Origin of the sequence: Collinsella aerofaciens (assembly GCF_019131995.1) — a bacterium.
In the GTDB taxonomy this organism is placed as follows: domain Bacteria; phylum Actinomycetota; class Coriobacteriia; order Coriobacteriales; family Coriobacteriaceae; genus Collinsella; species Collinsella aerofaciens_S.
The window spans coordinates 25,220-51,814 of sequence record NZ_JAHONA010000011.1 but is presented as its reverse complement, the minus strand read 5'-3'; the positions used below and the strand labels follow the sequence as shown (position 1 = coordinate 51,814).

Annotated in this window: 26 protein-coding genes, 2 tRNA genes and 1 pseudogene; 2 read left to right on the top strand and 27 right to left on the bottom strand. The window is 61.5% G+C overall.

Annotated features, from left to right (window positions below; genetic code table 11):
- Window positions 1–90: 90 nt before the first annotated feature.
- The 15 genes and pseudogenes from KSY82_RS05275 to KSY82_RS05205 all read right to left on the bottom strand — a co-directional run bounded on the left by KSY82_RS05275 (window position 91) and on the right by KSY82_RS05205 (window position 15,499).
- The gene (locus tag KSY82_RS05275) at window positions 91–930 is read right to left on the bottom strand and encodes a formate/nitrite transporter family protein (protein WP_217750432.1); all 840 of its coding nucleotides are present in this window, start codon (window positions 928–930) and stop codon (window positions 91–93) included.
- A 20-nt stretch (window positions 931–950) separates the two neighbouring features.
- Complete coding sequence (gene hycI / locus KSY82_RS05270) at window positions 951–1,472, bottom strand: hydrogenase maturation peptidase HycI (RefSeq protein ID WP_217750433.1); 522 nt, start codon at window positions 1,470–1,472, stop codon at window positions 951–953.
- Window positions 1,472–2,053: a formate hydrogenlyase maturation HycH family protein gene (locus tag KSY82_RS05265; RefSeq protein ID WP_195568235.1), complete on the bottom strand. Its 582-nt coding sequence runs from the start codon at window positions 2,051–2,053 to the stop codon at window positions 1,472–1,474. Before KSY82_RS05265 ends, hycI begins: the two co-directional genes overlap by 1 nt.
- Window positions 2,054–2,836 (bottom strand): NADH-quinone oxidoreductase subunit B family protein, encoded by a 783-nt coding sequence (locus KSY82_RS05260; protein WP_217750434.1) that lies wholly within the window; start codon window positions 2,834–2,836, stop codon window positions 2,054–2,056.
- Between the two features lie 2 nt (window positions 2,837–2,838).
- Window positions 2,839–3,555: a formate hydrogenlyase complex iron-sulfur subunit gene (locus KSY82_RS05255; RefSeq protein ID WP_070097519.1), complete on the bottom strand. Its 717-nt coding sequence runs from the start codon at window positions 3,553–3,555 to the stop codon at window positions 2,839–2,841.
- A gap of 1 nt (window position 3,556) precedes the next feature.
- Window positions 3,557–5,329: a hydrogenase large subunit gene (locus tag KSY82_RS05250; RefSeq protein ID WP_022095197.1), complete on the bottom strand. Its 1,773-nt coding sequence runs from the start codon at window positions 5,327–5,329 to the stop codon at window positions 3,557–3,559.
- Window positions 5,330–5,332: 3 nt separating this feature from the next.
- Window positions 5,333–6,892 (bottom strand): hydrogenase 4 subunit F, encoded by a 1,560-nt coding sequence (locus KSY82_RS05245; RefSeq protein WP_217750435.1) that lies wholly within the window; start codon window positions 6,890–6,892, stop codon window positions 5,333–5,335.
- Between the two features lie 3 nt (window positions 6,893–6,895).
- Window positions 6,896–7,549, bottom strand: a complete 654-nt coding sequence (hyfE, locus tag KSY82_RS05240) for a hydrogenase 4 membrane subunit (RefSeq protein WP_217750436.1) — start codon at window positions 7,547–7,549, stop codon at window positions 6,896–6,898.
- A gap of 13 nt (window positions 7,550–7,562) precedes the next feature.
- Complete coding sequence (locus tag KSY82_RS05235; protein WP_217750437.1) at window positions 7,563–9,020, bottom strand: hydrogenase 4 subunit D; 1,458 nt, start codon at window positions 9,018–9,020, stop codon at window positions 7,563–7,565.
- Window positions 9,021–9,035: 15 nt separating this feature from the next.
- Entirely contained in the window at window positions 9,036–9,962 is a 927-nt protein-coding gene (locus KSY82_RS05230) for a respiratory chain complex I subunit 1 family protein (RefSeq protein ID WP_217750438.1), read from the bottom strand.
- Between the two features lie 12 nt (window positions 9,963–9,974).
- Complete coding sequence (gene hyfB / locus KSY82_RS05225; RefSeq protein WP_217750439.1) at window positions 9,975–11,993, bottom strand: hydrogenase 4 subunit B; 2,019 nt, start codon at window positions 11,991–11,993, stop codon at window positions 9,975–9,977.
- Entirely contained in the window at window positions 11,986–12,603 is a 618-nt protein-coding gene (locus KSY82_RS05220; RefSeq protein ID WP_022095203.1) for a 4Fe-4S dicluster domain-containing protein, read from the bottom strand. The genes hyfB and KSY82_RS05220 overlap by 8 nt, the downstream gene beginning before the upstream one ends.
- 78 nt (window positions 12,604–12,681) lie before the next feature.
- On the bottom strand, window positions 12,682–14,769 hold the full coding sequence (gene fdhF, locus KSY82_RS05215) for a formate dehydrogenase subunit alpha (RefSeq protein WP_497463194.1): 2,088 nt from the start codon (window positions 14,767–14,769) through the stop codon (window positions 12,682–12,684).
- Window positions 14,755–14,904: pseudogene (locus tag KSY82_RS10635) on the bottom strand (hypothetical protein); the annotation flags it as partial. The gene fdhF and the pseudogene KSY82_RS10635, both read right to left, overlap by 15 nt.
- Window positions 14,905–14,980: 76 nt before the next feature.
- Window positions 14,981–15,499, bottom strand: coding sequence for a 4Fe-4S dicluster domain-containing protein (locus tag KSY82_RS05205; RefSeq protein WP_022095206.1), 519 nt, complete (start codon window positions 15,497–15,499; stop codon window positions 14,981–14,983).
- 427 nt (window positions 15,500–15,926) lie between these two features.
- Between KSY82_RS05205 and KSY82_RS05200 the strand changes: the two genes are divergently transcribed.
- Both KSY82_RS05200 and KSY82_RS05195 read left to right on the top strand, forming a co-directional pair.
- Complete coding sequence (locus tag KSY82_RS05200) at window positions 15,927–16,250, top strand: type II toxin-antitoxin system RelB/DinJ family antitoxin (protein ID WP_055286157.1); 324 nt, start codon at window positions 15,927–15,929, stop codon at window positions 16,248–16,250.
- Complete coding sequence (locus KSY82_RS05195) at window positions 16,243–16,719, top strand: type II toxin-antitoxin system VapC family toxin (RefSeq protein ID WP_217750441.1); 477 nt, start codon at window positions 16,243–16,245, stop codon at window positions 16,717–16,719. Before KSY82_RS05200 ends, KSY82_RS05195 begins: the two co-directional genes overlap by 8 nt.
- Window positions 16,720–16,829: 110 nt before the next feature.
- On the opposite strand, the gene KSY82_RS05190 is transcribed toward KSY82_RS05195, so the two are convergent.
- The 12 genes from KSY82_RS05190 to KSY82_RS05135 form a co-directional block, all read right to left on the bottom strand.
- Entirely contained in the window at window positions 16,830–17,831 is a 1,002-nt protein-coding gene (locus KSY82_RS05190) for a hypothetical protein (RefSeq protein WP_217750442.1), read from the bottom strand.
- 333 nt (window positions 17,832–18,164) lie between these two features.
- Window positions 18,165–18,238 (bottom strand) — tRNA-Gly (locus KSY82_RS05185).
- A 6-nt stretch (window positions 18,239–18,244) separates the two neighbouring features.
- Window positions 18,245–18,321, bottom strand: a tRNA-Pro gene (locus KSY82_RS05180).
- A 91-nt stretch (window positions 18,322–18,412) separates the two neighbouring features.
- A complete protein-coding gene (gene brnQ / locus KSY82_RS05175; RefSeq protein ID WP_217750443.1) occupies window positions 18,413–19,771 on the bottom strand; it encodes a branched-chain amino acid transport system II carrier protein in 1,359 nt (452 codons plus the stop codon).
- Between the two features lie 78 nt (window positions 19,772–19,849).
- Window positions 19,850–20,989, bottom strand: a complete 1,140-nt coding sequence (locus KSY82_RS05170; RefSeq protein ID WP_138374449.1) for an aminotransferase class V-fold PLP-dependent enzyme — start codon at window positions 20,987–20,989, stop codon at window positions 19,850–19,852.
- A complete protein-coding gene (locus KSY82_RS05165; RefSeq protein ID WP_117847551.1) occupies window positions 20,986–21,237 on the bottom strand; it encodes a putative Se/S carrier protein in 252 nt (83 codons plus the stop codon). Before KSY82_RS05165 ends, KSY82_RS05170 begins: the two co-directional genes overlap by 4 nt.
- Before the next feature lie 19 nt (window positions 21,238–21,256).
- Window positions 21,257–21,883, bottom strand: coding sequence for a sulfurtransferase-like selenium metabolism protein YedF (gene yedF / locus KSY82_RS05160; RefSeq protein ID WP_217750444.1), 627 nt, complete (start codon window positions 21,881–21,883; stop codon window positions 21,257–21,259).
- A 59-nt stretch (window positions 21,884–21,942) separates the two neighbouring features.
- Window positions 21,943–22,992, bottom strand: a complete 1,050-nt coding sequence (gene selD / locus KSY82_RS05155) for a selenide, water dikinase SelD (RefSeq protein WP_254881729.1) — start codon at window positions 22,990–22,992, stop codon at window positions 21,943–21,945.
- A complete protein-coding gene (locus tag KSY82_RS05150) occupies window positions 22,985–24,202 on the bottom strand; it encodes a glycosyltransferase family 4 protein (RefSeq protein WP_217750446.1) in 1,218 nt (405 codons plus the stop codon). The genes selD and KSY82_RS05150 overlap by 8 nt, the downstream gene beginning before the upstream one ends.
- A gap of 14 nt (window positions 24,203–24,216) precedes the next feature.
- Entirely contained in the window at window positions 24,217–25,002 is a 786-nt protein-coding gene (locus KSY82_RS05145; protein WP_254881728.1) for an acyl-CoA dehydratase activase, read from the bottom strand.
- 27 nt (window positions 25,003–25,029) lie between these two features.
- Window positions 25,030–25,944 carry a TDT family transporter gene (locus KSY82_RS05140; protein WP_217750447.1) on the bottom strand — a complete coding sequence of 305 codons (915 nt, stop codon included), beginning with the start codon at window positions 25,942–25,944 and terminating at the stop codon, window positions 25,030–25,032.
- Window positions 25,945–26,012: 68 nt separating this feature from the next.
- Window positions 26,013–26,558: a C-GCAxxG-C-C family protein gene (locus KSY82_RS05135; protein WP_254881727.1), complete on the bottom strand. Its 546-nt coding sequence runs from the start codon at window positions 26,556–26,558 to the stop codon at window positions 26,013–26,015.
- Between the last annotated feature and the right edge of the window lie 37 nt (window positions 26,559–26,595).

The following is a 26,595-nucleotide window of genomic DNA, read 5'->3' as shown; positions in this document are numbered from 1 at the left end:
CAGGCCAAAAGCCCGGCAACGAGCCCCAGACCCAAAAAGCCTCCCGCACGGCAACGCCCCGCGGGAGGCCAACGTCAAACAGGCGGTACTTTACGCCTCGGACTTCTTGGCGTAGACAAACCAGTAGCCGAGCGCGATCAGAACCGCGCCGCCCACGATGTTGCCCAGCGTGGCGGCGGACAGGTTAAACGCAATGCCCGCAACGTTGAGTGCATCGGCGCCGGCGACGTCGATACCATAGCCGCACGCGTGCATCACGGCACCCATGGGCAAAAAGTACATGTTGGCGACGCAGTGCTCAAAACCGCAGGCCACAAAGGCGGCGATGGGCAGCAGAATGCCCACAACCTTATCGACCACGGTCTTGCCGGCGGTACCGATCCACACGGCCAGGCACACAAAGATGTTGCACAGGACGCCGCGGAAGAAGATCGTCACCCAGTCGATCGTCACCTTGCCGGCGGCGACGCTTACCATGGAATTGGCGACCGCCTCGCCGTTGAGCTTGTAAATGCCGGCCATGTACACCAAAAAGACGATGAACAAGGCACCGACAAAGTTACCGACCCATACGACGACCCATGCCTTGAGCATCTGAGCCAGGGTGATCTTTTTGCTCTTGAGCGCGCAGACCATAAGCGAATTGCCGGTAAACAGCTCGGCGCCGCACACCAGCACCAGCACCAGGCCCAGGCAAAAACACAGGCCGCCCACGACGCGCTGGGCACCCCAGCCCAGCGTGCTGTCGCTCAAAAACACCGTAAAAAACAGACCGCCGAAGGCGATAAACGCACCGGCGAACATTGCCAACAGAAAGGCCTTAGCGACCGGCAGGTTAGCCTTGGTCACGCCGGCGGCCTCGGTCTTGGCCTCGATCGCGGCGGGCGCCAGGCAATCGGGAGTGGGGTACTCCACCTTGGAATCTGCCATGTCAATCACTTCTTTCCTAATCAGCAGGGACAAGCGCTCCTATTGCTCTGCCCCAAGCGGACAAAGTGGGAAAAGTCGTTGGCGGCCACGGCGTCGTACACGGCGTCGACGGCCTCAAAGACCTCCGGGGACATGGGGTTATAGAACTCCGTATCGCCCGGCTGAATCCCAACGAAGACGATATCATCACACGATTGTTCGATTTCCTCGATCAGAATCGACAAAGGAAGCGAATGCGTGGTGAACATCGACTTGCGGGCCACATCGCGCTTGTCGAGCAAGCGGATGGACCCGACGGGCAGCGCCATGTCAGCGGCATCGACCAAGACCAGGCGAGGCGGACGCTCGCGCTTGACCTCGATGATGTCATCCTCGGGCGTCTGACCGCCATCGATGGTGTACCAACCGGCGATGGGCGCGTCCTCCATCTTTTTGGAGAGCACGGGGCCGGCGGCATCGTCGGCGCGCAGCACGCTTCCCGCCGTGAGCACGATACCCGCAAACGGAGCGCCGTTCACACGACCATCCACAACGCGACCCATTACTGCAACCTTCCCGTCAGATACACACCCGAAACATCGCGCACGCGCTCAACCAGATCGCGAAACTTCATTAAGAACGCGACCTGCTGGGCATGCAGGCCAAAGTCGTCGTCGAACACCGAGATGCCGGCCTTGGCCGAACCGCGAAAACCGCGCTCGTCGAGCAGCATATCGCAGGCCTCGAGCAGCGACGGCACCGCCGCCTTGTCGAGCTGGCACTCGCCAAAGGAGCGGATGGCCTCGAACTTGGTCTTGGCCTCCCCCTCCGGCAACGCATCGACGAGCGAATAGAACACATCCACCGGCACCGACAGGCGCGGCTCAAAGCAGTCGAGCACGCCGGTGTGGTGGCCCACGGCGAGCGTGTAGTACAGCACGTCGCAGGCCTCCTGGGGAACGTCTTCCTCGGTCTCCACAAACTTACGCGTCAGCTCATAGAAGACCACCTGGTCGGGCGCATGGCCCAGGCAGGGGTCGGCGACGCCCTCGGCAGCCTCGTCGCTTGCGCGCGAGGCATCGCCAAAGGAGCCGCCGAGCATGCCGGGGCCCGCAAAGTAACCAGAGCGGTCCGTGAGCTCCATCTAGCGACCTCCGGCCAGCACCAGATCCTGCAGCGCCGAGTACACCTCGACGCGGCGCGGATCGTCCTGCTTGTCGATGAGCAGCGCCATGGCACCGCGGATATCGCCCTTGGGCGCGCCCTCGAGCGTGTCCATAAACTCGTTGGCCAGGTCGCGGCCGTAACGGTAGCCGCTCATGGCGCGAGCTTCGCGCTCGATGGCAACACGCAGCTTGTACGGCACGCCGGGGTGCAGGATATCGGCCTGCTCGTCGGCGGCCTCCACCGTGGTCTCGGCATGGAGCTTTTGGTCCAGCAGGCCAAGTGCCATGGCAAAGCCGTAGACGGTCTGCGCGGGGCTGGGCGGGCAGCCGGGGATGTAGACATCGACCGGCAGAATCTTGTCCGTGCCTCCCCAGACGCAGTAGTTGTCGTAGAAGATGCCGCCGGTGCAGCCGCACGCGCCATAGGACACCACGATCTTGGGATCGGGTGCGGCCTCAAAGGCGCGCAGGGCCGGCATGCGCATGGCACGCGTCACGGCACCGGTGTACAGCAGCACGTCGGCGTGACGAGGCGAGGGCACGACCTTGATGCCAAAGCGCTCGACGTCGAAGACGGGCGTGATGGAACCGAAGATCTCGATCTCGCAGCCGTTGCAGCCGCCGCAGTCAACACGGTAGACATACACCGAGCGCTTGATCTTCTTAAGAAGGGTCGCCTTGGCCTTCTCGATGCTCTCGTCGAGCTCGATCTTGGTCGGGCGGTACTGAAGCCGCTCGGGCAAAAGCGTGGGTTCGGCCATGGTTACTCCTCCTTCGTTTCAAAATCCATGATGATGCCCTCGACCGGCGCCGGACCGGCGGGAATCTCGGGCGCATCGGGGTTGAGCTCGCGGTCGATATACTCCGGGTTCACGCCGTGGCCGCCCAGATACTCCATGCCGGGGCCCTGGGGCTCGCCGGACGCAAGCGTCTCGTTGGCAGCCATGCCGGCAGCGTTGCCGGTCTTTACGGCCGAGGCGGCGCGCAGGGCGTCGAGCTCGCGCTTGCACTCCTGGCACATACCGACGGTACGGGCGGCCTGCTCGGCCTCCATGCCGCCGGCCTTTTGCAGCAGGCGCTTGGCGTAGTCGATCTCCTTGTGCGGGGCAAACGGCTTGCCGCAACGCGAGCAGTGCTCGAGCGTATAGACGCTCTTGCTGGTGAGGTCGTCCTTGCTCATGACGGCCAGCTCAAACTCCTCGGTGAGCTTGATGGCCTCCATGGGGCAGGCTTCCTCGCAGCGGCCGCAAAAGATGCAGCGGCCGTAGTCGATCGACCAGGTGATGGTATCGGCCGCAAGGTCGGTGTCCATACGAATGGCATCGGCCGGGCACGCCACACCGCAGGCACCGCAGGCGATGCAGAGCTCGGCATTGTGCTCGGGCTTGCCGCGCATGTCCTTGTTGGTGGGGAACGGCGCAAACGGGTACTTGACCGTCGCGTCGCCGGCCTTGGCGTTTACCTTCCAAAGCTTCAGCATATTAGAGCGCCTCCTCATCGAGCGGAGCGGCCATGGTGCCCTCGCCCGCAAGCGGCGACTTGTCGCGCCAGACGTTCTCGAACTGCTCCTTATCGAGCACGTGGTCGCGCTTGGCGGCGACATCGGTCACCGTCACGCGGTCGGTGCAGGAGTAGCACGGGTCGAGCGAGCCGACGATCAGCGCCGCGTCGCCCACGGTGTTGCCGCGGAACATGTAGCGCAGGACCGGCCAGTTGCTGTACGTGGCGGCCTTGGCGCGCCAGCGGTAGCACTTCTGGTTGTTGCCGAGCATGGCCCAGTGCACGTCCTCGCCGCGCGGCGCCTCGGTGGCACCGATGGCGTACTTGTGCGGGGTGTACTCCCAATCCGTGGTGAGGATGGGGCCCGACGGGCAGTTCTCGAGCATGGTCTCGATCATGTCGATCGAATCGTAGACCTCCTGGATGCGAACGGCGGTACGGCCGAAGGCATCGCAGGTGTCGGCCGTAGCGGCGTGCATCTTTTGGACGTCCGGATCGGCGTAGCCGTCGAAGGGATGGTCAAAGCGCACGTCGCGGGCATAGCCCGAGCCACGCATGAGCGGGCCGACCGGCGAGAAGTCGCGTGCGATCTTGCGGTCCAAGATGCCGATGCCACTCGTACGCTCGATAAAGTTGGGCGTGGAGAGCAAGACGTCGACGAGTTCCTGAACCTCGGAGCGCAGCTGGTGGATGGTCGTGAGCGTGGAGAGCTTCTGCTCGGCCAAAATGTCGCGGCGCACGCCGCCGATCACGTTGAGGCCGTAGGTCTTGCGGTGACCGGAGAGCTTCTCGGCCAGGTCCATGGACTTCTCGCGGACGCGGAAGAACTGCTGGAAGCCGGAGTCGAAGCCCGTGTAGTGCGATGCCAGGCCAATGTTGAGCAGGTGCGAGTGCAGGCGCTCGACCTCGAGCATGATGGCGCGGATGTACTGGGCGCGCGGCGGGACATGAATGCCCTGGGCGCGCTCGACGGCCTCGGCATAGGCCACCGAGTGGGCGCAGCCGCAGATGCCGCAGATGCGGTCGGCGAGGAACGTCACGGCGTCATAGTTCAGGCGCGTCTCGGCGACCTTCTCCATACCGCGGTGCACGTAGAACAGACGATAGTCGGCGTCGACGATCGTCTCGCCCTCAACGAACAGGCGGAAGTGGCCGGGCTCGTCGGAAGTAATGTGCAACGGGCCCATGGGGACGAGCGTCGTCTCCTTGCCCTTGGTATCGGCCAAGAACTCGTAGTTTTCCATGTCACTCGCGGGAGCGGGACGGAAGCGGTAGTCCATGGAGTCCTTGCGCAGCGGGTACAGGCCGCTGGGCCAATCGTCGGGCAGCACCAGGCGACGACGATCGGGAAGGCCCTCGGGAATCAGGCCGAACATATCGCGCAGCTCGCGCTCGCCCCACACGCAGGCGGGGACGAACGGCGTCACGGACGGGAACGTCATCTTGGCGGGATCGACCTCGGTGCGCACGGTCACCCAGCCGGGGTCCTCCCCCTCCATGGAGATGACGTAGTACACGGCGTAACGGCCGCACAGACTGCGCTCGTCGTTGCCGATGATCACGGGAATCCAGCCGTAGCGCTCGTAATACAGGTAGTGGACGGCCTCGGGCAGCTTGTCCTGCTTAACGGTAATCGTCAGCTGGTCCTCACACTGCCACTCGACCTTCTCGATGCAGCCCGGAACGGCGCGGCGCAGGGCCTCGACATGGCTCTCGCAGCGACGGGCGTAGACCTTGTTCTCAGTTTCAATCATTCGTTACTCCACCTCGCTCTGAGCGGTTTCGGTACCGAACACAGCGCGGTACATCGGCGTCGCGTGAAGCTCCTCGGTGCTCTGCTCGAGTACGATGCCGGTCGCGGTCTCCACACCGTGCACGAGAGGCAGCGGGGTGGCGATGCCAAACCACAAGATCATGACGGCCAGGATGATTTCGGGGATCAGCATGAGCGCCGGGGCCTCATGCTTGCCCATGCCCTGGGGCGCATGGCCGAACACCGACTTGAGTGCGATGCGGGTGAGCGCAGAGATGGCCACGGTAAGACCGAGGGCGACCACGACGACCAGCCACATGGGACCGGCGGTAACACCGGCGACAAAAGTCAGGAACTCGGAGATAAACATGCCAAAGGGCGGGAAGGCACCAAGACCGAGCAGCGCCAGGATGGCGAGCGCGGCGGTTGCGGGGGCAACCTCGACGACGCCTTGGATCTTGGCCAGGCTACGCGTGCCAAAGGCGTGCTGGATGTTGCCGGACACGCAGAAGGCAAGCGTCTTGGTAAAGCCGTGGAACACGCAGTGCAGCAGGGCCGCGGCGATACCCAGCGGGCCACCGATACCCAGGCACAGGGCGATAACGCCCACGTTCTCCACAGACGAGTACGCAAAGCGGCGCTTGAGGTCGTCCTGGCGAAACATCGAGAGTGCCGCCACCAAAATGGACAGCGTGCCGACGATCAGCAGCAAAAGCTGCGGATACTCGGCGCCCACGGCCTGGATAGTAAAGCCGTAGAAGCGCATGATCACAAGCATGGCGCACTTAAGCAGCACGCCCGAGAGCAGGGCCGAGACAGGGCTCGGGGCCTGGGAGTGGGCATCGGGCAGCCAAGTGTGCATGGGGAACAGGCCGGCCTTGGTGCCAAAGCCGATCACGACAAACGCAAAGGCGAGGCGCATGAGCGTAGGGTCGAACTGGTCGGCATACGGCAGCACGCACGACAGGAATGCGGCCTCGTGGGCGTTGGGAATCACGTCGGCGGCGTTGGCGTAGATCAGCAGCGTACCGAACAGGCCAAAGGCCACGCCGGCGGTGCAGACCATCGCATACTTCCAAGAAGCCTCGAGGGCCGTCTTGTTCTTGTAGATACCCACGAGGAACACGGTGGAAAGCGTGGTTGCCTCCACGGCGGCCCACGTGAGGATCATGTTGTTGGACAGGCACGCGAGCAGCATGGTGAACACAAACAGGCTAAACAGCGCAAAATACTGCTTGGCGCGCTCGGCGGGCATGGAGCCCTCCTCGATATCGGCCTTTACATAGGGCAGCGAGAACAGCCCGGTAAGAAAACCGATAAAGCCGATGAGCAGCACAAAGATGGCGCCCAGCGAATCGAGGTGGAACCACAGGCCAAAAGCGCTCGCGGTGTCGCCGCTCATAAGGACGTCACCGGCCGTCACAATCGACAGCACCAGGACGGCTGCGACGGAGACCAGGTTGAGACCGGCAAACACGTTATAGGACGTGTTCTTGGGCAAAAACGCCATGACCAGCGAGAACACCAAAGGAGTCGCGAGCAGGGCGAGAATCAACGTTTCCATGGACTACCCCCTCAGCTCGGACAGGTCGCGCGCATCGAGCGAGTGGGAGTCGTCCCAAATGCGACGCACGACGATGGACATGATGATGACGGCAAAGATGGCGTCGGTGGCGATACCGATCTCGATGATCTCGGGAGCGGTGGGGGCCAAAAGCGCGAGCGTTACATGGCTGCCGTTTTCCATAAGGCAGTATCCAAAGATCTGCTTCATGATGTTGCGCTGCGAGATGATGCAGGTGAGGCCCACAAAGAAGTGAGCGAAGCTAATGGCGAGCGCAGGCGTTGCGACCTCGGCCGTGGGCAGGCTGATCTGCGTAACGACGGCAAAGCAAATCGCGACCTCCACGGCAATGATGCAAATGGCCCACGCGGGCTTAAGGCCGGCCTTGAGCGATGCGTCGCTCGGCTCGCCCATCTTCTTGTATGCGCGGTTGAGGATATAAGGGACCAGGACGACCTTAGTGATAAAGGCAGATCCGGCCCACATAAGCAGCTCCTGCGCACCGGTGGTGACACCGAGCGTGGCGAGAAGCCCCACGAGCACCAGCGACTGCACCGCATACCAGCTGATGGAATGCTTGATGTTCTTGGAGACAACCACCATGGTGGACGTGACGATCAGAAGGCCGCCAAGGATGTTGACGATCGAATAACCCATGTCGTTCTACCTCCTAACCGATCCAGCTGGCCGAAAGCGGGCCGCTGACGATAACCATGATGATGAGCACGATGAACACGAACGCCATCGCGCGGGGAAGCGGGGCTCCCGCAGCGACTTCGTCGCTCGGCTCGCCGGGCAGGCAATAGCCCATCCACTTGAGGAACCAGGCAAAGGTGGCGACGGTCTCGGCGACCATGATGCACACGAGCACCAGGATCGCGACGTTGCCGGCACCAACAGAGAAGCCGCCGGCGATAATCTGGAACTTCGAGAAAAACGTGTTCATGGGCGGCACGCCGGCAATGGCGAGCGCGGCGACACCAAAGCCCACGCCCGAGATCGGGTACTTCTTTACGATGCCGCGAAGCTTGGGCAGCATACGCGTGCCGAGCGTAAAGGAGAACGAACCGGCGATCAGGAAGAACAGGGTCTTGGCGAAAGCGTGGTTAAAGATGTGGCACACGGCACCGTCAAAGGCCAGCTGGCTGCCAAAGACCGAAAGGCCCAGACCAAAGAACACATAGGAGAGCTGGGCGATCGTGGAGAAGGCCAGCAGGCGCTTCATGTCCTTTTGCGGCAGGTACATAAGGAAACCAAAGAGCATGGTGACCATGGCGTCGATAATGGCGACCCAGCCCACGATCTCGGGAATCTCGCCGGCAGAGACGAGTGCGCGCGCGAACACGCACACGCCGACCTTGACCATCGAGGCGCCATGCAGGTAGGCCGAAACAGGCGTCGGCGCCTCCATGGCCGAAGGCAGCCACATGTACATGGGGACCTGTGCGGACTTGGCCCAGGCCGCAAACAGCACGAGCAAAAGGACGATGGCCTTGAGCTTGGCGTCGAGGCCTGCAATCGCGGTAATGGCGAAGGTACCGGTGTGGGCAAACACGATGGCGGCGCCCAGATACAGGCCGAGCGCACCGATATGCGTGATGATCAGGGCCTTCATGCCGGCCTTCTTGGCCGTAGGCGTCATGTAGTAGCTAATGAGGCCCCAAGAGCACGCACCCGTGATCTCAAAGAACACGAGCTGGCCCAAAAGGGTCGAGCTGTACACAAGGCCGGCCATGGCGCCGATGAAGGTCGCGAGGTACGCGTAGAAGCGACGACGCGGCGCATCGGGATGCTCACGGTTATTCTCGCTCATATAGGGGATCGAATAGATCACGACAAGCAGGCCGATACCCACAAAGGCGGGCGCGAGCAGCGTGCTCATGCGATCGAAGGTGAATCCCATGACGAGGGTCTGCCCAAACGAGATCAGGGGGACCTGCGTGTCGGGCATGCCGGCGCCAGCGAAATTCGCGGCGAGGGCGATGGTGCAGACCGTCGAGACGGCGGCACCCAAAACGCTGAACCACTTGGCGTACGGACGGGGGAACAGGGCGACGAGCACCGAGGCCACCATCGGGGCCGCGATAGCGACCAAGCCGAGAAGGGACAGACTGACTGCAAATGACATTGTTTCTCCCTTCTCCTACACGCCGACGACCACGAAGACAAACGCCAGAACGGCGATGCCCACGACAGCCCAGGTCTGATTGCCAAGCACCTTAAAACGCGAACGCGAGCAGGAGTTCTCGATCACGCCGCATACGACAAAGTCAATAAGGCACTTCACCAGGAAGATGACTGCACCCAGAACGGCGGCAGCGCCCACGGTCGCGGGCTCGCCCCAAGGGATGAAGATCGCGCAGAACCAAGCGACGACCAGGACCTGTTTCATGGACATGGCAAGCTTGGCCATGGCGAGCGACGGGCCGGAAAGCTCGGCGAGCGGACCTTCCTGAAGCTCTTGCTCGGCCTCGGCCTGATCAAACGGCAGCTTGCCGAGTTCCATGTAGCAGGCGATCGCAAAGGCGATGCCGGCGAGGATCACGGCGACCGGCGCGTCGATGGCGCCCGTCATGATGTGCTGACCCATAGTGGCGATGTCAGTGGAGCCGCACACCAGGGCGGCGGCAAACAGCGCCAGCAGCATGGACGGCTCGATGAGCACGCTCATGAGCAGCTCGCGGACGCCGCCGATACCGGCGTAGGCGTTGGACGAATCCACACCGCAGAGGGCGAAGAAGAAGCGGGCGAGCGCCAGGCTGTACATGATGGTGATGGCGTCACCAAAGACCGGGATAGGGCTTTGTGCCGTAAAGAGCGGCAGGCCCATCGCGAGCATAAAGGCGACGGCGAAGAACAGCGGCGGCATAATGCGCAGCGCAAAGCTCGCATCCTCGCTCTGGGACTCGGGGCGCGCAAAGAGCTTGGCCAGGTCGCGGTAGTCCTGCATGATGCTGGGGCCGCGACGGTTGTGCATCTTGGCGCGGATCACGCGGCCGAGACCGGAGAAGAACGGTGCGACGGCCATGACGACCACGCCCTGCAGAACGGCAAGTACGATGTTGTTCATGCTCTCCCCTCCTTAACCCATTTGCACGGCGAGCACGAGGAACACCACGAGCGCCGCGACGATGTAGCAGATATAGATGCTGTAGTTGCCGCCCTCGAGCTTAGTCGCGAGGTCGGCGAGCTTCTCGACACCCTTATGCGGGGCATCGACGAGAACCTTGTCGGGTACGGGCTCCACAGCCCCGGCCACACCGGTAAGCTTCTGGAAGAAGTGCGCGATGGACCAGCAGACGGCCGTGCAACGGTCGCGCAGCGTGTAGAGCGGCTGCATAAACCAGGACACCTCGGAGGCAAAGGTCGTGGCCACGACGGGCATATGCTCGTTGGGAGCATAGCCGCATGCCCACGGCTGGGACTTCTGCACCTTGCCGACGGTCTTGAGCTTGCGATAACCGCAGGCAAGGCCGACGAGCACCACGAGCGCAATGGCGATCGCGGGCGTGGAGGTGGCAGCGCCGGAGTACTGGTTCATGAGCTCCATGCCCTCGGCGGCAAACACGCCACCGTACGGATGCAGCACGGACGCGGCGACATCGACCAGCACGGGCGCGATCACGGGAGCGCCAATGCCCAGCACGACGCAGATGGCCGCGAGCAGGCCCTGCGCAAACACCATGGGGGCGGGAACCTCCTTGGCATTAGCCGCGGCCTCGGAGCGGGGCGCGGAGGCAAAGGAGACGCCATAGGCCTTGACGAAGCACGTGACGGCCAGTGCGCCGGTAATTGCGAGCGCGACGGCAGCGAACACGGCCACGATCATGACGGCCTTGTCGCCCTGCATGGCAGCGTTAAACAGCGACTGGTAGGTAAACCACTCGGACACAAATCCGTTGAAGGGCGGGATGGCCGAGATGGCAAGCGCGCCAATAAGGAAGCAGATGGCCGTTGCCGGCATACGACGGAACAGGCCGCCCATCTTCTCCATATTGCGCGTACCCGTGGAGTACAGCAGCGCACCGGCGCCCAAGAACAGCTCGCCCTTAAACATCGCGTGGTTAAACGTGTGGTAGAGGGCGGCCATCAGAGCCAGGACGGCGATGCCGACAGAGTTGAGCGCCATGGCGGCCATGGAAGCGCCGACGCCGAGCAGAATGATGCCGATGTTCTCGACGGAGTGATAGGCCAGCAGGCGCTTGATGTCATGCTCCTGCAGGGCGAAGGCCACGCCGAGGACCGACGAGATCGCACCGAAGACCATGACCATAAGGCCCCACCAGACCTGAACGCCCGAGGCGGAGAGCAGGTCGAGACCAACCTTGAGGATGCCGAAGATACCGATCTTGATCATGCCGCCGGACATGAGGGCAGACACGTTGGACGGCGCCTCGGGATGTGCCTTGGGCAGCCAGCCGTGCAGCGGGATGATACCGGCCTTGGCGCCAAAGCCAAAGAAGGCGAGCACGAAGCACACGGATGCGACCGCGGGGCTAAACTGCGTGGCGCGGAAATCCGCAAAGGCAAACGAGCCACCGGCGAAGTTGGTCATGGTGAGGAAGCTCGCCATGATGAGCACAAAGCCCACATGCGCGATCACAAAGTAGAGCCAACCGCCGTGGATGGAGTTCTCGTTCTCCTCGATCACGACCAGGAAGTACGAGGTCAGCGACATGAGCTCAAAGGCGACCAAGAACCAAAACACGTTGTCGGCGGTGATGACGAGCATCATGGACGCCACGAAGGTGTTAAAGAAGAAGCCGGCGCGGCCCTTTTTGCCCGGGTACTCATCAAAGTAGTTGAGACCGTAGATCGAACCGGCAAACGCGAGCACCGAGATGAGCGCCACGAACAGACCGGACAGCTGATTGAGCAGCAGCTGGAAATGGGCAAACGGGAAGAACACGATGGTGTCGACCGACGTGACATCGCCCAGCACGGCCTGGATACCAGCCACAAACGAAAGCACCGCGGCGACGGCGCCGATAAGGCAGCCGGCGGTCTTGGCGGCGTTATCGGCCTTGATCAGCAGAACCGAGGCGAGCGCACCGATGCACGAGACGGCAAGCGATGCGATAAACAGCGTCATGCTATCCATTGTTTACGCTCCCTTCTGCTTTCTCGGACAGACCCTGGGCCACAGCGGTAACGTCGACGACCGGACCGTTTTCGATCGAGCGCAGGCGCTTGGCCTCGTCGAGCTCGCGATCGGCCGCGCCACCCATGACGGTCAGCGCCTTGGTAGGGCACGCCGCCACACAATGCGGGCCGTCCGGATCGAATGCGCACAGGTCGCACTTGACAGCGCAGGTGTACTGGCCAGGAGCCCACGTAAGCAGGCTGCTCAGGGACTTAGGATACGAAGGCGTCGGGTCGCACATGCCTGCGACACCGGCGATAGACGTGCCATCGGGATGGATGGCTCCGAAGGGGCACGCGATGGCGCACAGCCTGCACCCGATGCACTCCTGCTCCTTGACGTGGATGCGATCACCATCGTGCTCGATGGCATTCACCGGGCAGACCTCGGCGCAGGGGGCACCCTCGCAATGGTGACAGGCAAGGGCGGCCGAAATACCGCCGGTCTTCACGAGCGCCAAGCGCGGCGTATCCTGAAGACCCTGCATCCGGTGGGCGTCGGCACAGGCGGACTGGCATGTTCCGCAGCCGATGCACCTCTCCGGGTTGATGTCGATGAAGCGGTTCATCCCCACTTCCTTTCAAAATAACGGGCCGGGCTCCCGAACGTACGGGACGCCCGGCCCAAATAGCCAACGAGAACGGGACTACACGATTTGGTTCACGTGCGTCTCGTCGTCGAACTTGGCGGCGCCGGGCTCAACGTCCTGGGGAGCGGCGGCGTCCACCAGAGCCTGCTTGAGCTCGGTGTACTGACGCTCGACCTCGCCCTCGGCCCAGACCTGGTCGGCGATAGCGTCGACCTGGCAGGCGGAGAACTTGTCCTCGGGCGTATGCGAGACCGGGTCGACCTTGTGAATGGTCAGCTCGTTGCATTTGCCGATCCACCACTGGTAGGTCATGTAGACCGTGCCCTTGTTGATGCGATCGCTCACGTCGGCACGGCTGTATACCTGGCCGCGGCGGCTGTGAATCGAGACGATGTCGCCGTTCTTGATGCCGCGCGCTTGGGCGTCCGCGGGATTCATGCGGACAAAGCCGGGCTCGTCGGCAAGCAGCGCCAGCGTCTTGCAGTTGCCGGTCATAGAGCGGCAGCTGTAGTGGCCGACCTCGCGGACGGTGCACAGAATGAGCGGGTACTCATCGTCGGGAAGCTCGGAGGGCGCCTCCCAGTCGTGCGCCATCAGGTTGGCGCGGCCGTCCTTGGTGGTGAACTTGCCACCAGCGAACATATCGGGCGTACCGTGGTCGTTCACATCGGTGCTCTTGACGGGCCACTGGGCGTAGCCGCCCTCGGGAGCCATCTTCTCGTAGGTTGCGCCCACAAAGTTGGGGCACAGGCTAATGCACTCGTTCCAGATCTGCTCGGTGTTGCCGTAGTGCATGGGGTAACCCATACGCGTGGACAGGTCCGCGAAGATCTCCCAGTCGTGACGGCACTCGCCCTTGGGCGGAACGGCCGCGTCAAAGTGCTGGAAGCTACGGTCGGATGCGGTAAAGACACCCTCGTGCTCACCCCAAGAGGTGGCAGGCAGGATGACGTCGGCGAGCATGGTCGTCTGCGTCATAAAGATGTCCTGGCAAATGAACAGATCCAGCTCGGAGAGTGTCTTGCGCATACCGGCCGAATCGGGCTCGGTCTGCACCGGGTCCTCGCCGTAGTTGTAGAAGCAGTGCACCTTGCCCTCGTCGACCAGGTGGCCCAGGTCGGTGAGCTTGTAGCCCTCCTCCAAGGGGAGCTTTTCCTCGGGCACGCCCCAAGCCTTGGCAAACTTGGCGCGAGCGGCGGGGTCGGTGACTTTCTGGTAGCCAGGGTACAGGTTGGGCAGCATGCCCATATCGCAGGAGCCCTGGACGTTATTCTGACCGCGCACGGGCGCGAGGCCGGAATTGGGTTTGCCGATCTGGCCGGCAACGCAGGCGATGGAGGCGATGGTGTGCACCGTCTTCAGGTTCTGCTTCTGCTGGCATACGCCCATGCCCCAGCCAATGATGGCAGAAGGCTTCGCCGTGGCGTACATCTCGGCAGCTTGGTGGATCAACGCGGGCTCGACACCCGTGATGTCCTGTACGGATTCGGGAGTGTAGTTCTTGATGGTCTCCCACCACTCGTCAAAGCCGTTCGTGTGCTCGGCGACGAATTCCTTGTCGTAGAGGCCATCGTTGACCAAGCAGTTGGCAAAGGCGTTGAGGAACGCAACGTTGCAACCGTTCTTGATCGGAAGGTAGAGATCGGCGATACGCGCGGTTTCGATATGGCGCGGGTCGGCGACGATGATCTTGCAACCCTTTTCTTTGGCTCGCACGATACGCCTTGCGACGATGGGGTGCGAATCGGCAGGGTTATAGCCGAAGAGGAAAATGCAGCCCGCATCCTCCATACCGGGGATGGAGCATGACATGCAACCTGAACCAACCGTGTCCATCAGACCGAGGACAGTAGGGCCGTGTCAAGTACGGGCGCAGTTGTCCACGCTGTGGGTGCCGATGCACGCACGCGTAAACTTCTGCATGACGTAGTTCGCCTCATTGCCGCCGCCTCGCGAGGAGCCGGTGGTCATGACAGCGTTAGGACCATATTCGTCAATTATGGCCTGCATCTTAGATGCGGTGAAATCCAGTGCCTCGTCCCAGCTTACGCGCTCAAGATCCGCGCCCTTAGTGCGGCGGATCATCGGGTGCAGTACGCGAGGAGTCAAGATCTTGGTGTCGTTGATGAAGTCGTAGCCGCTCATGCCCTTAAGGCACAGCTCGCCCTGATTGGTGATGCCGTTGAGCGGTTCGGTACCCACGACCTGGCCGTTTTGGACCAGGAGGTTAAACTGGCAACCGGCGCCACAATACGGGCAGATCACTTTATGCTTCTCCATGACACCCTCCTTCCTTTCTCTGCTACCGATTAATCGGTACGTATTTGACAATCGTTGGGCCTGTATGGCCGCCCGCCTACGCCTCGTTTTCGATGGTGGCGCGGGCACGCTCGGCGGTCAGCTCCGCCAGGCGCTCCTCGTCTACCAGGGTGAGGCCCTTGGTCGGGCACGCCTCGGCACACGCCGGACCGCCGGGACGGTCCACGCACAGGTCGCACTTGAGCACGAAGCTCTTGGTCTGCGAACCCACGCGCACATCACCCATCAAGACGGGGACCTGCGTGGTTGCAACGCTCACGGCGCCAAAGGGGCATGCCATGACGCAGCTCTTGCAGCCGATGCAGTTGTCCTCGTTGACGCCGATACGATGGTTCTTTGGATCAAAGAACAAGGCACCCGTGGGGCAGGCCTTGGCGCACGGGGCATCCTCGCAGTGATGGCAAGCCACCGGTGCGGAGATCTCGTACGTACGCGTCACGCGCAGGCGCGGCGCGGCGATGTTGCCGGGGATGTCGTGCGCCTCGATACACGCCGCCATGCAGGTTTGACACCCAATGCAGCGCGAGGAATCGGCTACGACTCGTTTATTGCCCATGTTGTTCACTCCCTCCTGAATCCCATGCCGGAGAGACCCTGCCGACGTTGCCCCGGACCGCCCGTGGTCCGGCATCGGCGTATCGAGTGCATGCGGCGAAACAGGCACTTCGATAGAATTCCTCCAACGATATACAGGTTAAATATACGCAGTTGCAGGTGGCAAACTTGAGCATACGCCCTGCAATACGGGTGTATTGCAGGGGTTTTAGCAGGTTGGAACTATTCTCGGATAGCTATAAAGGTGAGTGTATTACATGCGTACGCCTCAGAGATTTTTACGCGCTCTCGTTTTGGATGTACTACGCCTGTATTCGTGTTTATGGTTATCAACTTGAGTGAAATAAAGTAATCGTTATAAGATGCTCAAGTATCGGCACATGCCGCATTTGACCGACTATATTGCACGCTCATTAAGGGGGCCAGTGATGTCATCGACTCAAAAAAGAGCCATCCTGCAGGTGCGCATTCGCGAGGAAGACAAGCAGCATGCCGAGCATCTCTACGACGCGATGGGCACATCGCTCGCCGAGGCTGTCCGCTTATTTGTCGCGCAAAGCATTTTGATGCGCAAGCTCCCCTTTCAGCCGGTCGCCGTGCGCTCAAAGGACGGCACCGCCGCCTATGGATCGCTCAAAGCATATGGTGACCCCAATCGCCGCGCCGAGGAGCGCAATGCCTGGATTGAATACCTAGCCACAGAAAGCGATGAGTCGGTTTTGGGTCCCGAGGAAGTAGATATCCATGAGTAGCACCATCATCGACGAGGCCGTCATCCTGCGCTACCTGCTTAACGACGACGAGGTCCTGTCACCGCGCGCCGCCAAGGTCATCGCCACGCGCACCGCTCGCGTCTACCCCGAGATCATCACACGCGTCGCCGTTACGCTGCGCGACGTCTACAAGGTCCCGCGCGTGGAGATTGCGACGGCCATGACCAAGCTGCTCGATGACGTCATGGTCGACGAGCCCACCGTTATCGCTCTTGCCATCAAACTCTTTGGCAAGACCCATATGGACTTTACCGACTGCCTCCTCGCAGCCCGAACCGCCATCTACAACGATGATGTCGTGAGCTTTGGCAAGCCCATCATCCAAGGCATGATCGACTACCGCCGCCAACGCCAAACCGCGGCCGACGCCCGCGACCGCGCCTCCGAAGCCCGCAGCCGAAGCACCGACTCCACCATCGACAAACTCCGCCACCGCCCCCGCCACTAACCCCATCCCCTCCTAAGTTGCGGTGAAATACGGACTGTTTCATGCCTTTAAAGGCCTCAACAGTCCGTATTTCACCGCAACTTATTGAAGGTGGACCGCGAACGATTTCTCTATCGGGATTCGGCGTAGGGTTTTGTTGTCGGAATGCCGTAACCGCGCATCATGGCACCGAACGATTCTACGTCGTAGGTGTCCGAGAGTTTGAAATGAATGATGTTGTGGCCCATGGCGCGAAGGTTCGCGTCGCGCATGAGGGCCGCTCGATACGTTTTTGCCGCCGCCCGCTCTGCATTATTTTGAGCCTCGTCTTCAAACTTGCCCAGCCCATGCAGCTCTGCCAGCGTCCATGAGCCGTCTGGCATCTGCCAGCCATAATCTGCTAGATAATAGCCAGCGTTTCCCGGCCGCGTTATCTCAACTTGAAGCTCGGGCGCGGCAACCCCAGCGAGAATCATCGCTGCTCTCGCCTCAGACTCACCGCCATTGCCTGACCTGCCATCCATATAATCAAAAACGTCAAAAGCACGCGCGATGCCATGCAGCCCTCGACAATTTGCCTGCGCATATGCTCGCAGCTCTTCGCGCTCGACATCGTACTCACGGGCCAAGCCATCGACATAACCCAGCGCATAGCGAAAGGCGCTCGATCGCGCGATATCAACAACCGTTCGACACGGATCCGTCAGTGTAAACAGACCAAGCCGCCACACTTCGCCCGGGCGCCAGCGCTTGTATTCAACGAACTCATACGTATCACGCCTTGTAGACCGTGGCAGCAGCACTTGCACTTTATCCAGAAGCGTATACGCCGAGCCGATGCCGTAGAGCAGCGCTGCTGTCGCTCCGCAGAACACAGCATCCGGTTCAACGACCGCAATAGCGGATGCCAGCTGAAAGATACGATCTTCAACCCCAAGATTATTCCAATAGACCGGATCCGCATACACGTGGTTGTAAAGACGAAGCATGAGCTCTTCCTGCATAAGCTCACGCGCGCGGCGTTCATCCCAAGGATCAATTGTTATAAGCAGCTGTCCATCTTGATGAATTCCAACGGCCGAGAATAGCATCCTTGCATATGACTGCGGAAAATGTTTGCCTTTATCGAGCATGGCCAACCCCATAACCATCACGGCGGAGAGAATACCATTACGCTATCGCATGCTTCCGTTCGCAGGCCTTGCCAAAAGCTGACCAAAAGCTTGACGCCGCAGGTCAGAGCTTCAAAAAATATTTCCACTCTCGGTAGACGGTCGCTACGACCCTCCCAACGGCATCAAAATCCAACCTTACAAATAGTTGCGGTGAAATACGGACTACATGGGCCATAAAAGCCGAAAAACAGTCCGTATTTCACCGCAACTTAGGTGGGGATGTGGGGTCCCCGGCACGTTTACGAAAACGGCTCTGATCCCAAAGGGAATCAGAGCCGTTAAGCTATCTTATGGAGCGGGCGACGGGAATCGAACCCGCGTCATCAGCTTGGAAGGCTGGGGTTCTACCATTGAACTACGCCCGCAAGATATGGTCGGGACGACAGGATTTGAACCTGCGACATCCTGCTCCCAAAGCAGGCGCGCTACCAAACTGCGCCACGTCCCGAAGGTGTTGAGCAGCTAAGGTCTAAACCTTGCGTGTCCCAAAGCGAAGGAAATTATAGGGGAGACTCCCCGCCTGTGCAAGCGCAGAAACCCTAGCTCCTCGAATGTGCGACAAACTTGCTGTGGAGCAGACCGATCACAAACGCCACCACGGCAACCGGCGCCCACGCGGCTCCAATGTCCGCCAGCGGCAGCGCATCGAACGGCAGCCACGCACCCGCAAAGAACGCGTCTCGAACCGAGGTAATCACGCTCTGCACCGCGACAACGCCGCCGACCCAAACCCACACCTGCGGATGCGCGTCGCAAAAACCGTGCACCAGGCCCATAAGCACCAGCACGATGGCAACGGGATACAAGGCGTTGAGCATGGGCACCGAGAACATAAGGATCACGTCGAGGCCCACGTTGGAGAGTACGCACGAAAACGCCGCGAACACAAAGGCGAGAATCGCGAAGGGGCGGCGCATGGCCTCCTCGGAGGCCTCCGCTCCCCCCTCGATCACATACGTCTCGCAGAAGTAACGCGAGCAGCAGCTGATGAGGCCGATGCACACGTTCATGCAGGCGAGGAAGAAAATCGCAAATACCACAACCGTGCCGGCAAGGCCAAAGTGCATGGAGGCCGAACGAGCAAGAATTGCAGCGCCGTTGGTGGCGTCGGGCATCACGGTGCCGAGCTGCATACCGGCAAGCGCTAGGCCGCAGTAGATGATGGCCATGAGCACGCCGGCGATCACACCGGAACGCGAAATCTCGAAGGCCACGCGTTTGTCATTGGTAACACCCAACTCGTGGATGGTCTCGGCGATGATGATGCCGAAGGCGAGCGACGCAAGCAGGTCCATGGTCTGGTAGCCGGTCAAGAAGCCCTGCACGGCAGCACCGGCATCATAGGGAGCTTGCGGGGCGGCAGCCGGTCCCAGCGGCGAGATCACGGCGGCACCCACGACCAGCACGATGAGCGCAATGAGCGCGGGACCCGTAATGCGCCCGAGTACGCGCGTGATAACGCCCGGACGCAGCGTGAGCGCAAACGCGACGACAAAGAAGCCAACGGCAAACACCAGGCGAGCCGTGCCGAGTGAAACGCCCTCGGGCAGTAGCGGCACCAGCATCTCAAACGCCGTGGAACTCGTACGCGGAATGGCAAGGCACGGACCGATTGCCAGATATACTGCCGCAACAAAGAACTCGCCAAACTTGGGGTGCACGCGGCCGGCAAGCTCGCGCGCCGTTCCGGCAAGCGCCACGGCAATAAAGCCCATGACGGGCAGGCCGATGGCGGCGATGAGAAAGCCGAGCATGGCGACCGGCGTGGCAGAACCAGCCTGCAGCGCCAGCAGCGGCGGAATAATGAGGTTGCCGGCGCCAAAGAGCATCGAGAACAGGGCGATGCCGACGGTAACGACATGGTCGGAGCGCAGACCACGCGAGGCGGATGAGGCCATAGACACACCTTTCGGGTTGAAACAAAAAATGGGACGGGCAAAAACACCCGTCCCGCAAGTATATACGCTCTAGCAGCTTTAGCAGGCTAAATCGCGCAAAGCGTCAATCGCGGTGTCGACTTCCTCGTCCGTGTTGAAATACCCAAACGAGAAGCGGACGACGCCCTGGCGCTCGGTCCCCAGCGCGCGGTGCATGAGCGGAGCGCAATGGGCACCGGGGCGCGTCGCAATCCCCCACCCTTGCATGAGCGCGTCCGAAATCTCGGCAGAGTCGATATCGGCTACGTTGAGCGACACAATCGCAGAGCGCGCCTGCTGGTCAAAGGCACCGTAGAGCTTAATCCCCGGAATCTTGCGCACACCGGCAAGGAAGCGATCAGCGAGCGCACGCTCGTGGGCAGCAATCGCCTCGACCCCACCCTGGGCCTCGATAAAGTCGAGGCCGGCAGAAAGGCCCGCGATGCCGTGGCCGTTGAGCGTGCCCGCCTCAAGGCGCGTGGGCCACTCAAGCGGCTGCAGCGCATCGAAGCTGTGCACGCCCGTGCCGCCCATGGCCCACGGAGCCACGTCAATGCCCTCCGCCACGGCCAGGCCGCCGGTCCCCTGCGGACCCATGAGCCCCTTGTGGCCGGTAAAGCACACTATGTCGAGGCCCATGGCCTGCATATCGACACGCGCCGTACCGGCAGACTGCGAGGCATCGACGATCACCAGCGCACCGGCCGCATGGGCGATGGCCGCCACACGCACAATGTCGACAGCGTTGCCGGTCACGTTGGAGGCGTGCGTCACAACCACGGCACTCGTACCGGGCGTGACTAGCCGCTCGAGCTCGTCGTAGTCGAGCACACCGTTTGCGTCACAGCTCGCATGCTCAACGGTCACACCCCGCTCCGCTGCCAGGCGGTTGAGCGGACGCAGCACGGAGTTATGCTCGAGCACCGTGGTGACCACGCGGTCGCCGGGGCGCACCACGCCACAGATGGCGGTGTTGAGCGCCGCCGTAGAGTTGGGCGTAAAGCACACATGGTCCGCCCTCGGGCAACCCAAAAGGCGCGCGAGCTTGGCACGGCAACCGTGAATGGTACGAGCGGCGTCGAGGGCACCCGACGTGGCGCCGCGCCCGGCATTGCCGAGCGAGCACATCGCTTGCGTCACGGCATCGATGACCGCCTGCGGCTTGTGCATGGTCGTCGCCGCGTTATCCAGGTAGATCATCGCACGACCTCCCACATGTCGATCACCGTAAAGCCCTCGGTGGGAACGCCCGCCGCGGCGAGTTCGCCGCGCAGCAGTTCCTCATCGGCAGGCAACGCCTTCCACGCCAAACCGCAGCCGGCAGCGACCTCCCCGGGCACGGGAATCGTCCGCCCGGGAAGACCGCGCTCGATGCACAGGGATTCACAACCCATGGCGGCCGCCGTGGTAGGAAACGTGATGACAAGCGCCGGGCGCTTCTCCCTCATGGCAACTCCAACCAATACGCTACGGGCGCACGACGCGCACGGCCTGCTCCATCTTCTCCACGATCACGTACATGTTGGTGACCTCGCCCACCGCAAGCTGGTCTTTAATGCCATAGTGGTCGAGGCAGGTGCCGCAGGTGAGAATCTCGACACCCTGCTCCGCCAGGCCCTTCAGGTCGTCGAGCACCGGCGAACCCTCGACGGTGAGCTTGGCACCGCCGTTGTAGAACAGCATGGTCGCGGGCAGTTCCTCCTGCTGCGTCACGGCAAAGATAAACGCCTTCATGAGCTTGTGGCCCAGCTCGTCGTCGCCACGGCCCATGCAGTCGGTGTAGACGGAAATGACGAGCTTGCCCTTGCCGGCGCTGGCATCACAGAAGGCAGCGCCATCCTGCTCGGGATCGGCCACGGCAACGGCGCCAGAGGTCGCCACGGTCACGTGCCACTCGGCGTCAGAAACCTTCTCGACCAAGGCCGTGCAGCCCTTCTCCTGCGCCATCTTGGAGATGTTCTTGACGGCGGTCTCGTTATCGACCGAGGTCACGACTGTGCCCTCGCCATCGAGCTGCTTCAGGGCTTTGAGCGTCTTGACGACGGGCAGCGGGCAGGCATCGCCCATGGCATTGACTTCAATTTTGGTAGACATAGTTTTTCCTTTCAAAAGGGACCGCCCAGAACAGTAGGCGGTCGCATAAACGGTTTTCCTTAATGCACAACGCGAACGGCAGGACCGCCCGGCACCGGCTCGCACACGCGGCCGATCGTAGCGGCAACGCGTCCCTCAGCATGCAGACGACGCGCAAGCTCATCCACATCCGCCGCGGGCGCCGCAATAAGCAAACCGCCCGAAGTCTGCGGATCGTACAGTGCATCCAACATTCCCAGCTCCAAGTCTTCGTCGGCAGCCACACGCGGGCCAAAGAAGTCTTGGTTGCGGTAGGAGCCCGCGGGGATAATGCCCAGACGCGCCATATCGAGCACCTGGTCAAAGAGCGGCACCGCCCCCGACGCAAGTTCAATCTGCACGCCCGAGCCCTCGGCCATCTCGCACGCATGCCCGATCAGGCCAAAGCCCGTAATGTCGGTGCAGCCGTGAAGCTCGAGTCCCTCGGCCAGACGAATCGGAGCCTCGTTGAGGGTGCGCATCGAGTCAAACATGGCTGCGGCCTCGTCCTGCTCGATGAGCTCGCCCTTAATGGCCGTGGTGATGATGCCCGAGCCGATCGCCTTGGTCAGCAGCAGAACATCGCCCACGTGCGCGCCGCTGTTGGCGAGCATACGGTCGAGTGGCACAAAGCCGCTCACGGACAGACCGTACTTGGGCTCGTCGTCGTTGATGGTGTGGCCGCCCGCGATGGAGCAATCCGCCTCGACGCACTTGTCGGCGCCGCCCGCCAGAATCTGGCCGGCAACCTCAACGCCCAGGCAGCTCGGAATGCACAGCAGGTTCATGGCATGGCTCGGCCGCCCGCCCATGGCGTAGATGTCCGACAGCGAGTTGGCCGCGGCGATCTGGCCAAAGAGGAACGGGTCGTCAACCATCGGTGGGAAGAAGTCAATGGACTGCACGAGCCCCAGGTTCTCCCCTACGCGGAAGACGCTCGCATCGTCGGAGGTATCGAACCCCACGAGCAAGTTGTCGTTATGCACATTGGGTAAATCGCCCAGGACCTGGGCGAGGGCTCCAGGAGCCAACTTAGCGGCTCAACCGCTCGCGGCCGTCATGGACGTGAGCTTCATGGTGTCCTTAGCCATACGAACCCCCTTCCAACAAATCAACGACTTTAAGTATACGCGCCATGCACGCTTCCCAAGAGACCGCCGACGGCTCGAACGTCGAACGCGGCGCCGCAAGCGCCTGCGCGATAGCGTCTGCCAGCGCGCGCTCAAACAACGGAAGGTCGGCCGCCACGGGCGTGTCGAAATCCGTCATACGCGGCGATGCCACCCACGTCACGGGAGCACCGGGAAGCATCGCCTCCATCCAGGGACGAACGCCGGGCAAATCGGTCGCCACAACTTTGCAACCGCACGCGAGGGCCTCGATCGTCACGAGCGGCAGACCCTCGTAAAACGAAGGCAGCACAAAGACGTCGGAACTGCGGTAGGCACGCACGAGCTCATCGCTATCCAAGCGCCCCGCCAGCGTCACCGGCACATCCGAGGCCGCGGTCAAGCGCTCGATACGCGCGTACTCGGCATCGTCCCCGCGGCCGCCCACAAGTACCAAGCCAGATGGGCGGACGTCATCGTCAATCGGCAATGACACGGCTCGAACCAGCGACTCGACGCCCTTTTTAAAGCAAATCTTGCCCACGTACACAAGCGATCCCGGCTGCCTCGCCACGCTCGCGTCGCGGCAGAAGACGCGATGGTCGTAGCCCGTCCCAATCACGTGGATGCGATCGACATCGACGCCGCACACCAGGCCAATCTGCTCAGCCTGCTCAGCATGGAGCGCAAAGACGGCATCGAGCCGACGAACCGCACTTACGATGCGATCGCGCTCGAGCGCATGCGAACGCAGCTGGCGCAGGTCGGTCGAATGACACACGGCAACAACCGGCACGCCCCGGACGCACTCGCGCGCCAATGCGGTCACCAGATACAGGTGGTGACAGAGCACCAGATCGGGCCGAAACTCAGCCACCGCCCGATCGATAGCAGCAGCAAATGCACGCTCAAATGCCCTGAGCATCGAAGGCGTCAGGTCACGATAGCGTGTAGAGGAATAGGGCATGACATCGGACATACCGCAGATGGGAAACGGCAGCTCGGGCGACTCGAACGGTACGGCAAACACGGCAGCACGCCGATCCAGCTCGCCTTGGGTATCACCCGGTGCCGCGCCGCAAAGCACGGCGGCGCGATGCCCCGTCTCGATCTGTTCGCGCACGAGCGCGGCAAGGTAGGTGCCGCTGCCGGTGCTATCTGGTTTTTGTGCCGAGATATTGAGGATGCGCATGTCGCGGTACACCCCTAGGCCAAGGCGGCGGCGAGAATCGCCGCGCCGATGGCACCGGCAAAGCGAGCCTGGGGCGAGGTGATCACCGGCGACCCCAGCAGCTCGCCCAACCGCTCCACCACGAAGGCGTTCTCGCACAGGCCACCGGTCAGGTAGTACGGGGCGCCCGCGGCCTGCCCGGCCATGGTCGCCACGCGCGAGACCACGCTGTCGATCACGCCGCGCGCAATGTTCTCGCGCGGCTCGCCACGACCGATCAGGCTGATGACCTCACTTTCGGCAAAGACCGTGCACATGCTGGAAATCTTGGTAGGCTCGCCGGTGCGGGCGAGGTCTGCCATCTGCTGCTGGGTAATGCCCAGGCGGTCGGCCATGATTTCCAAAAAGCGGCCTGTGCCGGCAGCACACTTGTCGTTCATGGCAAATTTGGCCACGCGACCGCCTTTAAGTTGGATGACCTTGGTGTCCTGACCGCCCACGTCGATCACCGTGCCGTGATCGCCAAACAGGCGCACGGCACCGGTGCCGTGGCAGGTGATCTCGGTCACGACCTTGTGCGCATAGGGCGCGGCGACACGGCCGTAGCCAGTCGCGATCACGCGCACGTCGTCGACAGCCACGTCATAGCCAGCCGCGGCAAGCTCACCGCGCAGACGCTCGGCCGCATCAACCGACGAATATCCCGTCGGCATCGCGCAAGTCCACGCAATGGCGCCATCCGTGTCCACCACCGCAGCCTTCGCGGCCGTCGAGCCTATGTCGATACCAATGCCAACCACGGCATCCTCCTTCTTATGCAACGCGGGGACGCCCCTTTGCCACATTCGTTAGGCCTTCAAAAAAGCGAGATAGCACACGCAGGTATAGATCACCAGAATAGCCGCAATCACCGTCTCTACAAGCGCAACGGGAGCAAGCCACGGCAGCGGTGCCCCCATGTTCAAAAGACAGGAAGCCGTCATTTTGGATGCGATGGCGCTGATCACAAAGGGAAAGGTAAACGCCGCATAGCTGGGATAAAACGGAAGCGAGATGCAGCGGACCAGCTGAACCAAGGAGAACAGATAGATGACCGTCGCAACGGCAAACATCGCCAACAAAAAGGCGTGGTTCTTGGGCATAACGGATTGCACGTAACCAGCGAGACACAGGCTCATGGGCGCAGCGTAAATGCAGATAAGCGGTTTGGCGGGCTCTGGAACATTGGGCAGCTTGACATACCTCATCGTCACCAGAACAAATAGCGCCACAAAACTAACCAGGCCAAACCAGAATGCGACGGTGCCAATTGCCGTAGCTTCGTACACAGGCGCGGTAACCGCTGCGACCGCAATGCCAACGTACACAATGTAATAACTGGCAAAGACGGCTTGGAGCTTAATCTTTGCCACAAACTTAGCAGTGAAGAACACGATCAGCGCGACATGAAGCGCATTCGCCACGACCCACACGACAAACGCCACATCCGGGGCACCAAGATACCCTTTGATATAGGTCGAAAGCAGCATGAGCGCCATCGAGAAAGTGCCCGAAACACTTGCCATAATCGGGTTCGTCATATCCTCGGCAAGCAGCTTGGGAAATGCGACCACCTTGATAATGAATAGCAGCAGGAACAGCGCCGAAACCACGCCGCAGACCATGCGCAGCGTCTCGGAATAACTCTGCAAAAGATTACCCAGGGCCGCACAACCTAACGCGACGCCGCAAATCGGAACAGGGATTTTCTTGATCTTATCCATATAGATAGGTTTCCTAACCTCGTCGGCCTTCTTATGCCAGGTTCCGGCATCTCGCCGGACACCTGCTGCTAGATTTCGATATCGGCTACTTTACGGCGCGGAGCCGGCTCGTCGACTTCGTCCAGATTCTTAATGCCGCACTCGCGACACACCATCTGGGCGACCTTCCATGCACACAGACCTGTGTAGTAAATGCACTGCTCTTTATGCTCGCCGCGGCCCATGTCAAATTCCTTTGTCAGGATACGGCAGCAGATGGCATGCTTACCGTTGTTCTCGCGAAACCAATCGTGCAGCTCGTGCGTAAGCTGCATCGACTTGACGGATTTTGGATTGGTCGGGCCGTCCTGTTCCGTACGTCCAAACAACATTCCAATCGCCAGAATGCCACCATTAAAAGCGCCGCACGCGCAGCCGGACTTGCCTGCGCCCACCGACATACCAGACGCCATGGCCACGACCGAATCGGGCACATCGAGCTCGAGCATTTGTTTCATGGTGTAGACAAGCGACTCGCAGCAGTAATAACCCTTTTTGAAGTTAGCCTCGGCCGCGCGTTGTACAGCACGAGGACTTAGCTCAGATACGCCAATTGCAACATTGGGTTCAATCATTTCTTTTCCTTTCAAATCGATATGGCATAGGGGCTGC

Bases quoted from the DNA above. Each gene is read 5' to 3' on its own strand.
- KSY82_RS05275 (WP_217750432.1), bottom strand. From the start codon at position 930: ATGGCAGATTCCAAGGTGGAGTACCCCACTCCCGATTGCCTGGCGCCC.
- hycI (WP_217750433.1), bottom strand. From the start codon at position 1,472: ATGGGTCGCGTTGTGGATGGTCGTGTGAACGGCGCTCCGTTTGCGGGT.
- KSY82_RS05265 (WP_195568235.1), bottom strand. From the start codon at position 2,053: ATGGAGCTCACGGACCGCTCTGGTTACTTTGCGGGCCCCGGCATGCTC.
- KSY82_RS05260 (WP_217750434.1), bottom strand. From the start codon at position 2,836: ATGGCCGAACCCACGCTTTTGCCCGAGCGGCTTCAGTACCGCCCGACC.
- KSY82_RS05255 (WP_070097519.1), bottom strand. From the start codon at position 3,555: ATGCTGAAGCTTTGGAAGGTAAACGCCAAGGCCGGCGACGCGACGGTC.
- KSY82_RS05250 (WP_022095197.1), bottom strand. From the start codon at position 5,329: ATGATTGAAACTGAGAACAAGGTCTACGCCCGTCGCTGCGAGAGCCAT.
- KSY82_RS05245 (WP_217750435.1), bottom strand. From the start codon at position 6,892: ATGGAAACGTTGATTCTCGCCCTGCTCGCGACTCCTTTGGTGTTCTCG.
- hyfE (WP_217750436.1), bottom strand. From the start codon at position 7,549: ATGGGTTATTCGATCGTCAACATCCTTGGCGGCCTTCTGATCGTCACG.
- KSY82_RS05235 (WP_217750437.1), bottom strand. From the start codon at position 9,020: ATGTCATTTGCAGTCAGTCTGTCCCTTCTCGGCTTGGTCGCTATCGCG.
- KSY82_RS05230 (WP_217750438.1), bottom strand. From the start codon at position 9,962: ATGAACAACATCGTACTTGCCGTTCTGCAGGGCGTGGTCGTCATGGCC.
- hyfB (WP_217750439.1), bottom strand. From the start codon at position 11,993: ATGGATAGCATGACGCTGTTTATCGCATCGCTTGCCGTCTCGTGCATC.
- KSY82_RS05220 (WP_022095203.1), bottom strand. From the start codon at position 12,603: ATGAACCGCTTCATCGACATCAACCCGGAGAGGTGCATCGGCTGCGGA.
- KSY82_RS05205 (WP_022095206.1), bottom strand. From the start codon at position 15,499: ATGGGCAATAAACGAGTCGTAGCCGATTCCTCGCGCTGCATTGGGTGT.
- KSY82_RS05200 (WP_055286157.1), top strand. From the start codon at position 15,927: ATGTCATCGACTCAAAAAAGAGCCATCCTGCAGGTGCGCATTCGCGAG.
- KSY82_RS05195 (WP_217750441.1), top strand. From the start codon at position 16,243: ATGAGTAGCACCATCATCGACGAGGCCGTCATCCTGCGCTACCTGCTT.
- KSY82_RS05190 (WP_217750442.1), bottom strand. From the start codon at position 17,831: ATGCTCGATAAAGGCAAACATTTTCCGCAGTCATATGCAAGGATGCTA.
- brnQ (WP_217750443.1), bottom strand. From the start codon at position 19,771: ATGGCCTCATCCGCCTCGCGTGGTCTGCGCTCCGACCATGTCGTTACC.
- KSY82_RS05170 (WP_138374449.1), bottom strand. From the start codon at position 20,989: ATGATCTACCTGGATAACGCGGCGACGACCATGCACAAGCCGCAGGCG.
- KSY82_RS05165 (WP_117847551.1), bottom strand. From the start codon at position 21,237: ATGAGGGAGAAGCGCCCGGCGCTTGTCATCACGTTTCCTACCACGGCG.
- yedF (WP_217750444.1), bottom strand. From the start codon at position 21,883: ATGTCTACCAAAATTGAAGTCAATGCCATGGGCGATGCCTGCCCGCTG.
- KSY82_RS05150 (WP_217750446.1), bottom strand. From the start codon at position 24,202: ATGCGCATCCTCAATATCTCGGCACAAAAACCAGATAGCACCGGCAGC.
- KSY82_RS05140 (WP_217750447.1), bottom strand. From the start codon at position 25,944: ATGGATAAGATCAAGAAAATCCCTGTTCCGATTTGCGGCGTCGCGTTA.
- KSY82_RS05135 (WP_254881727.1), bottom strand. From the start codon at position 26,558: ATGATTGAACCCAATGTTGCAATTGGCGTATCTGAGCTAAGTCCTCGT.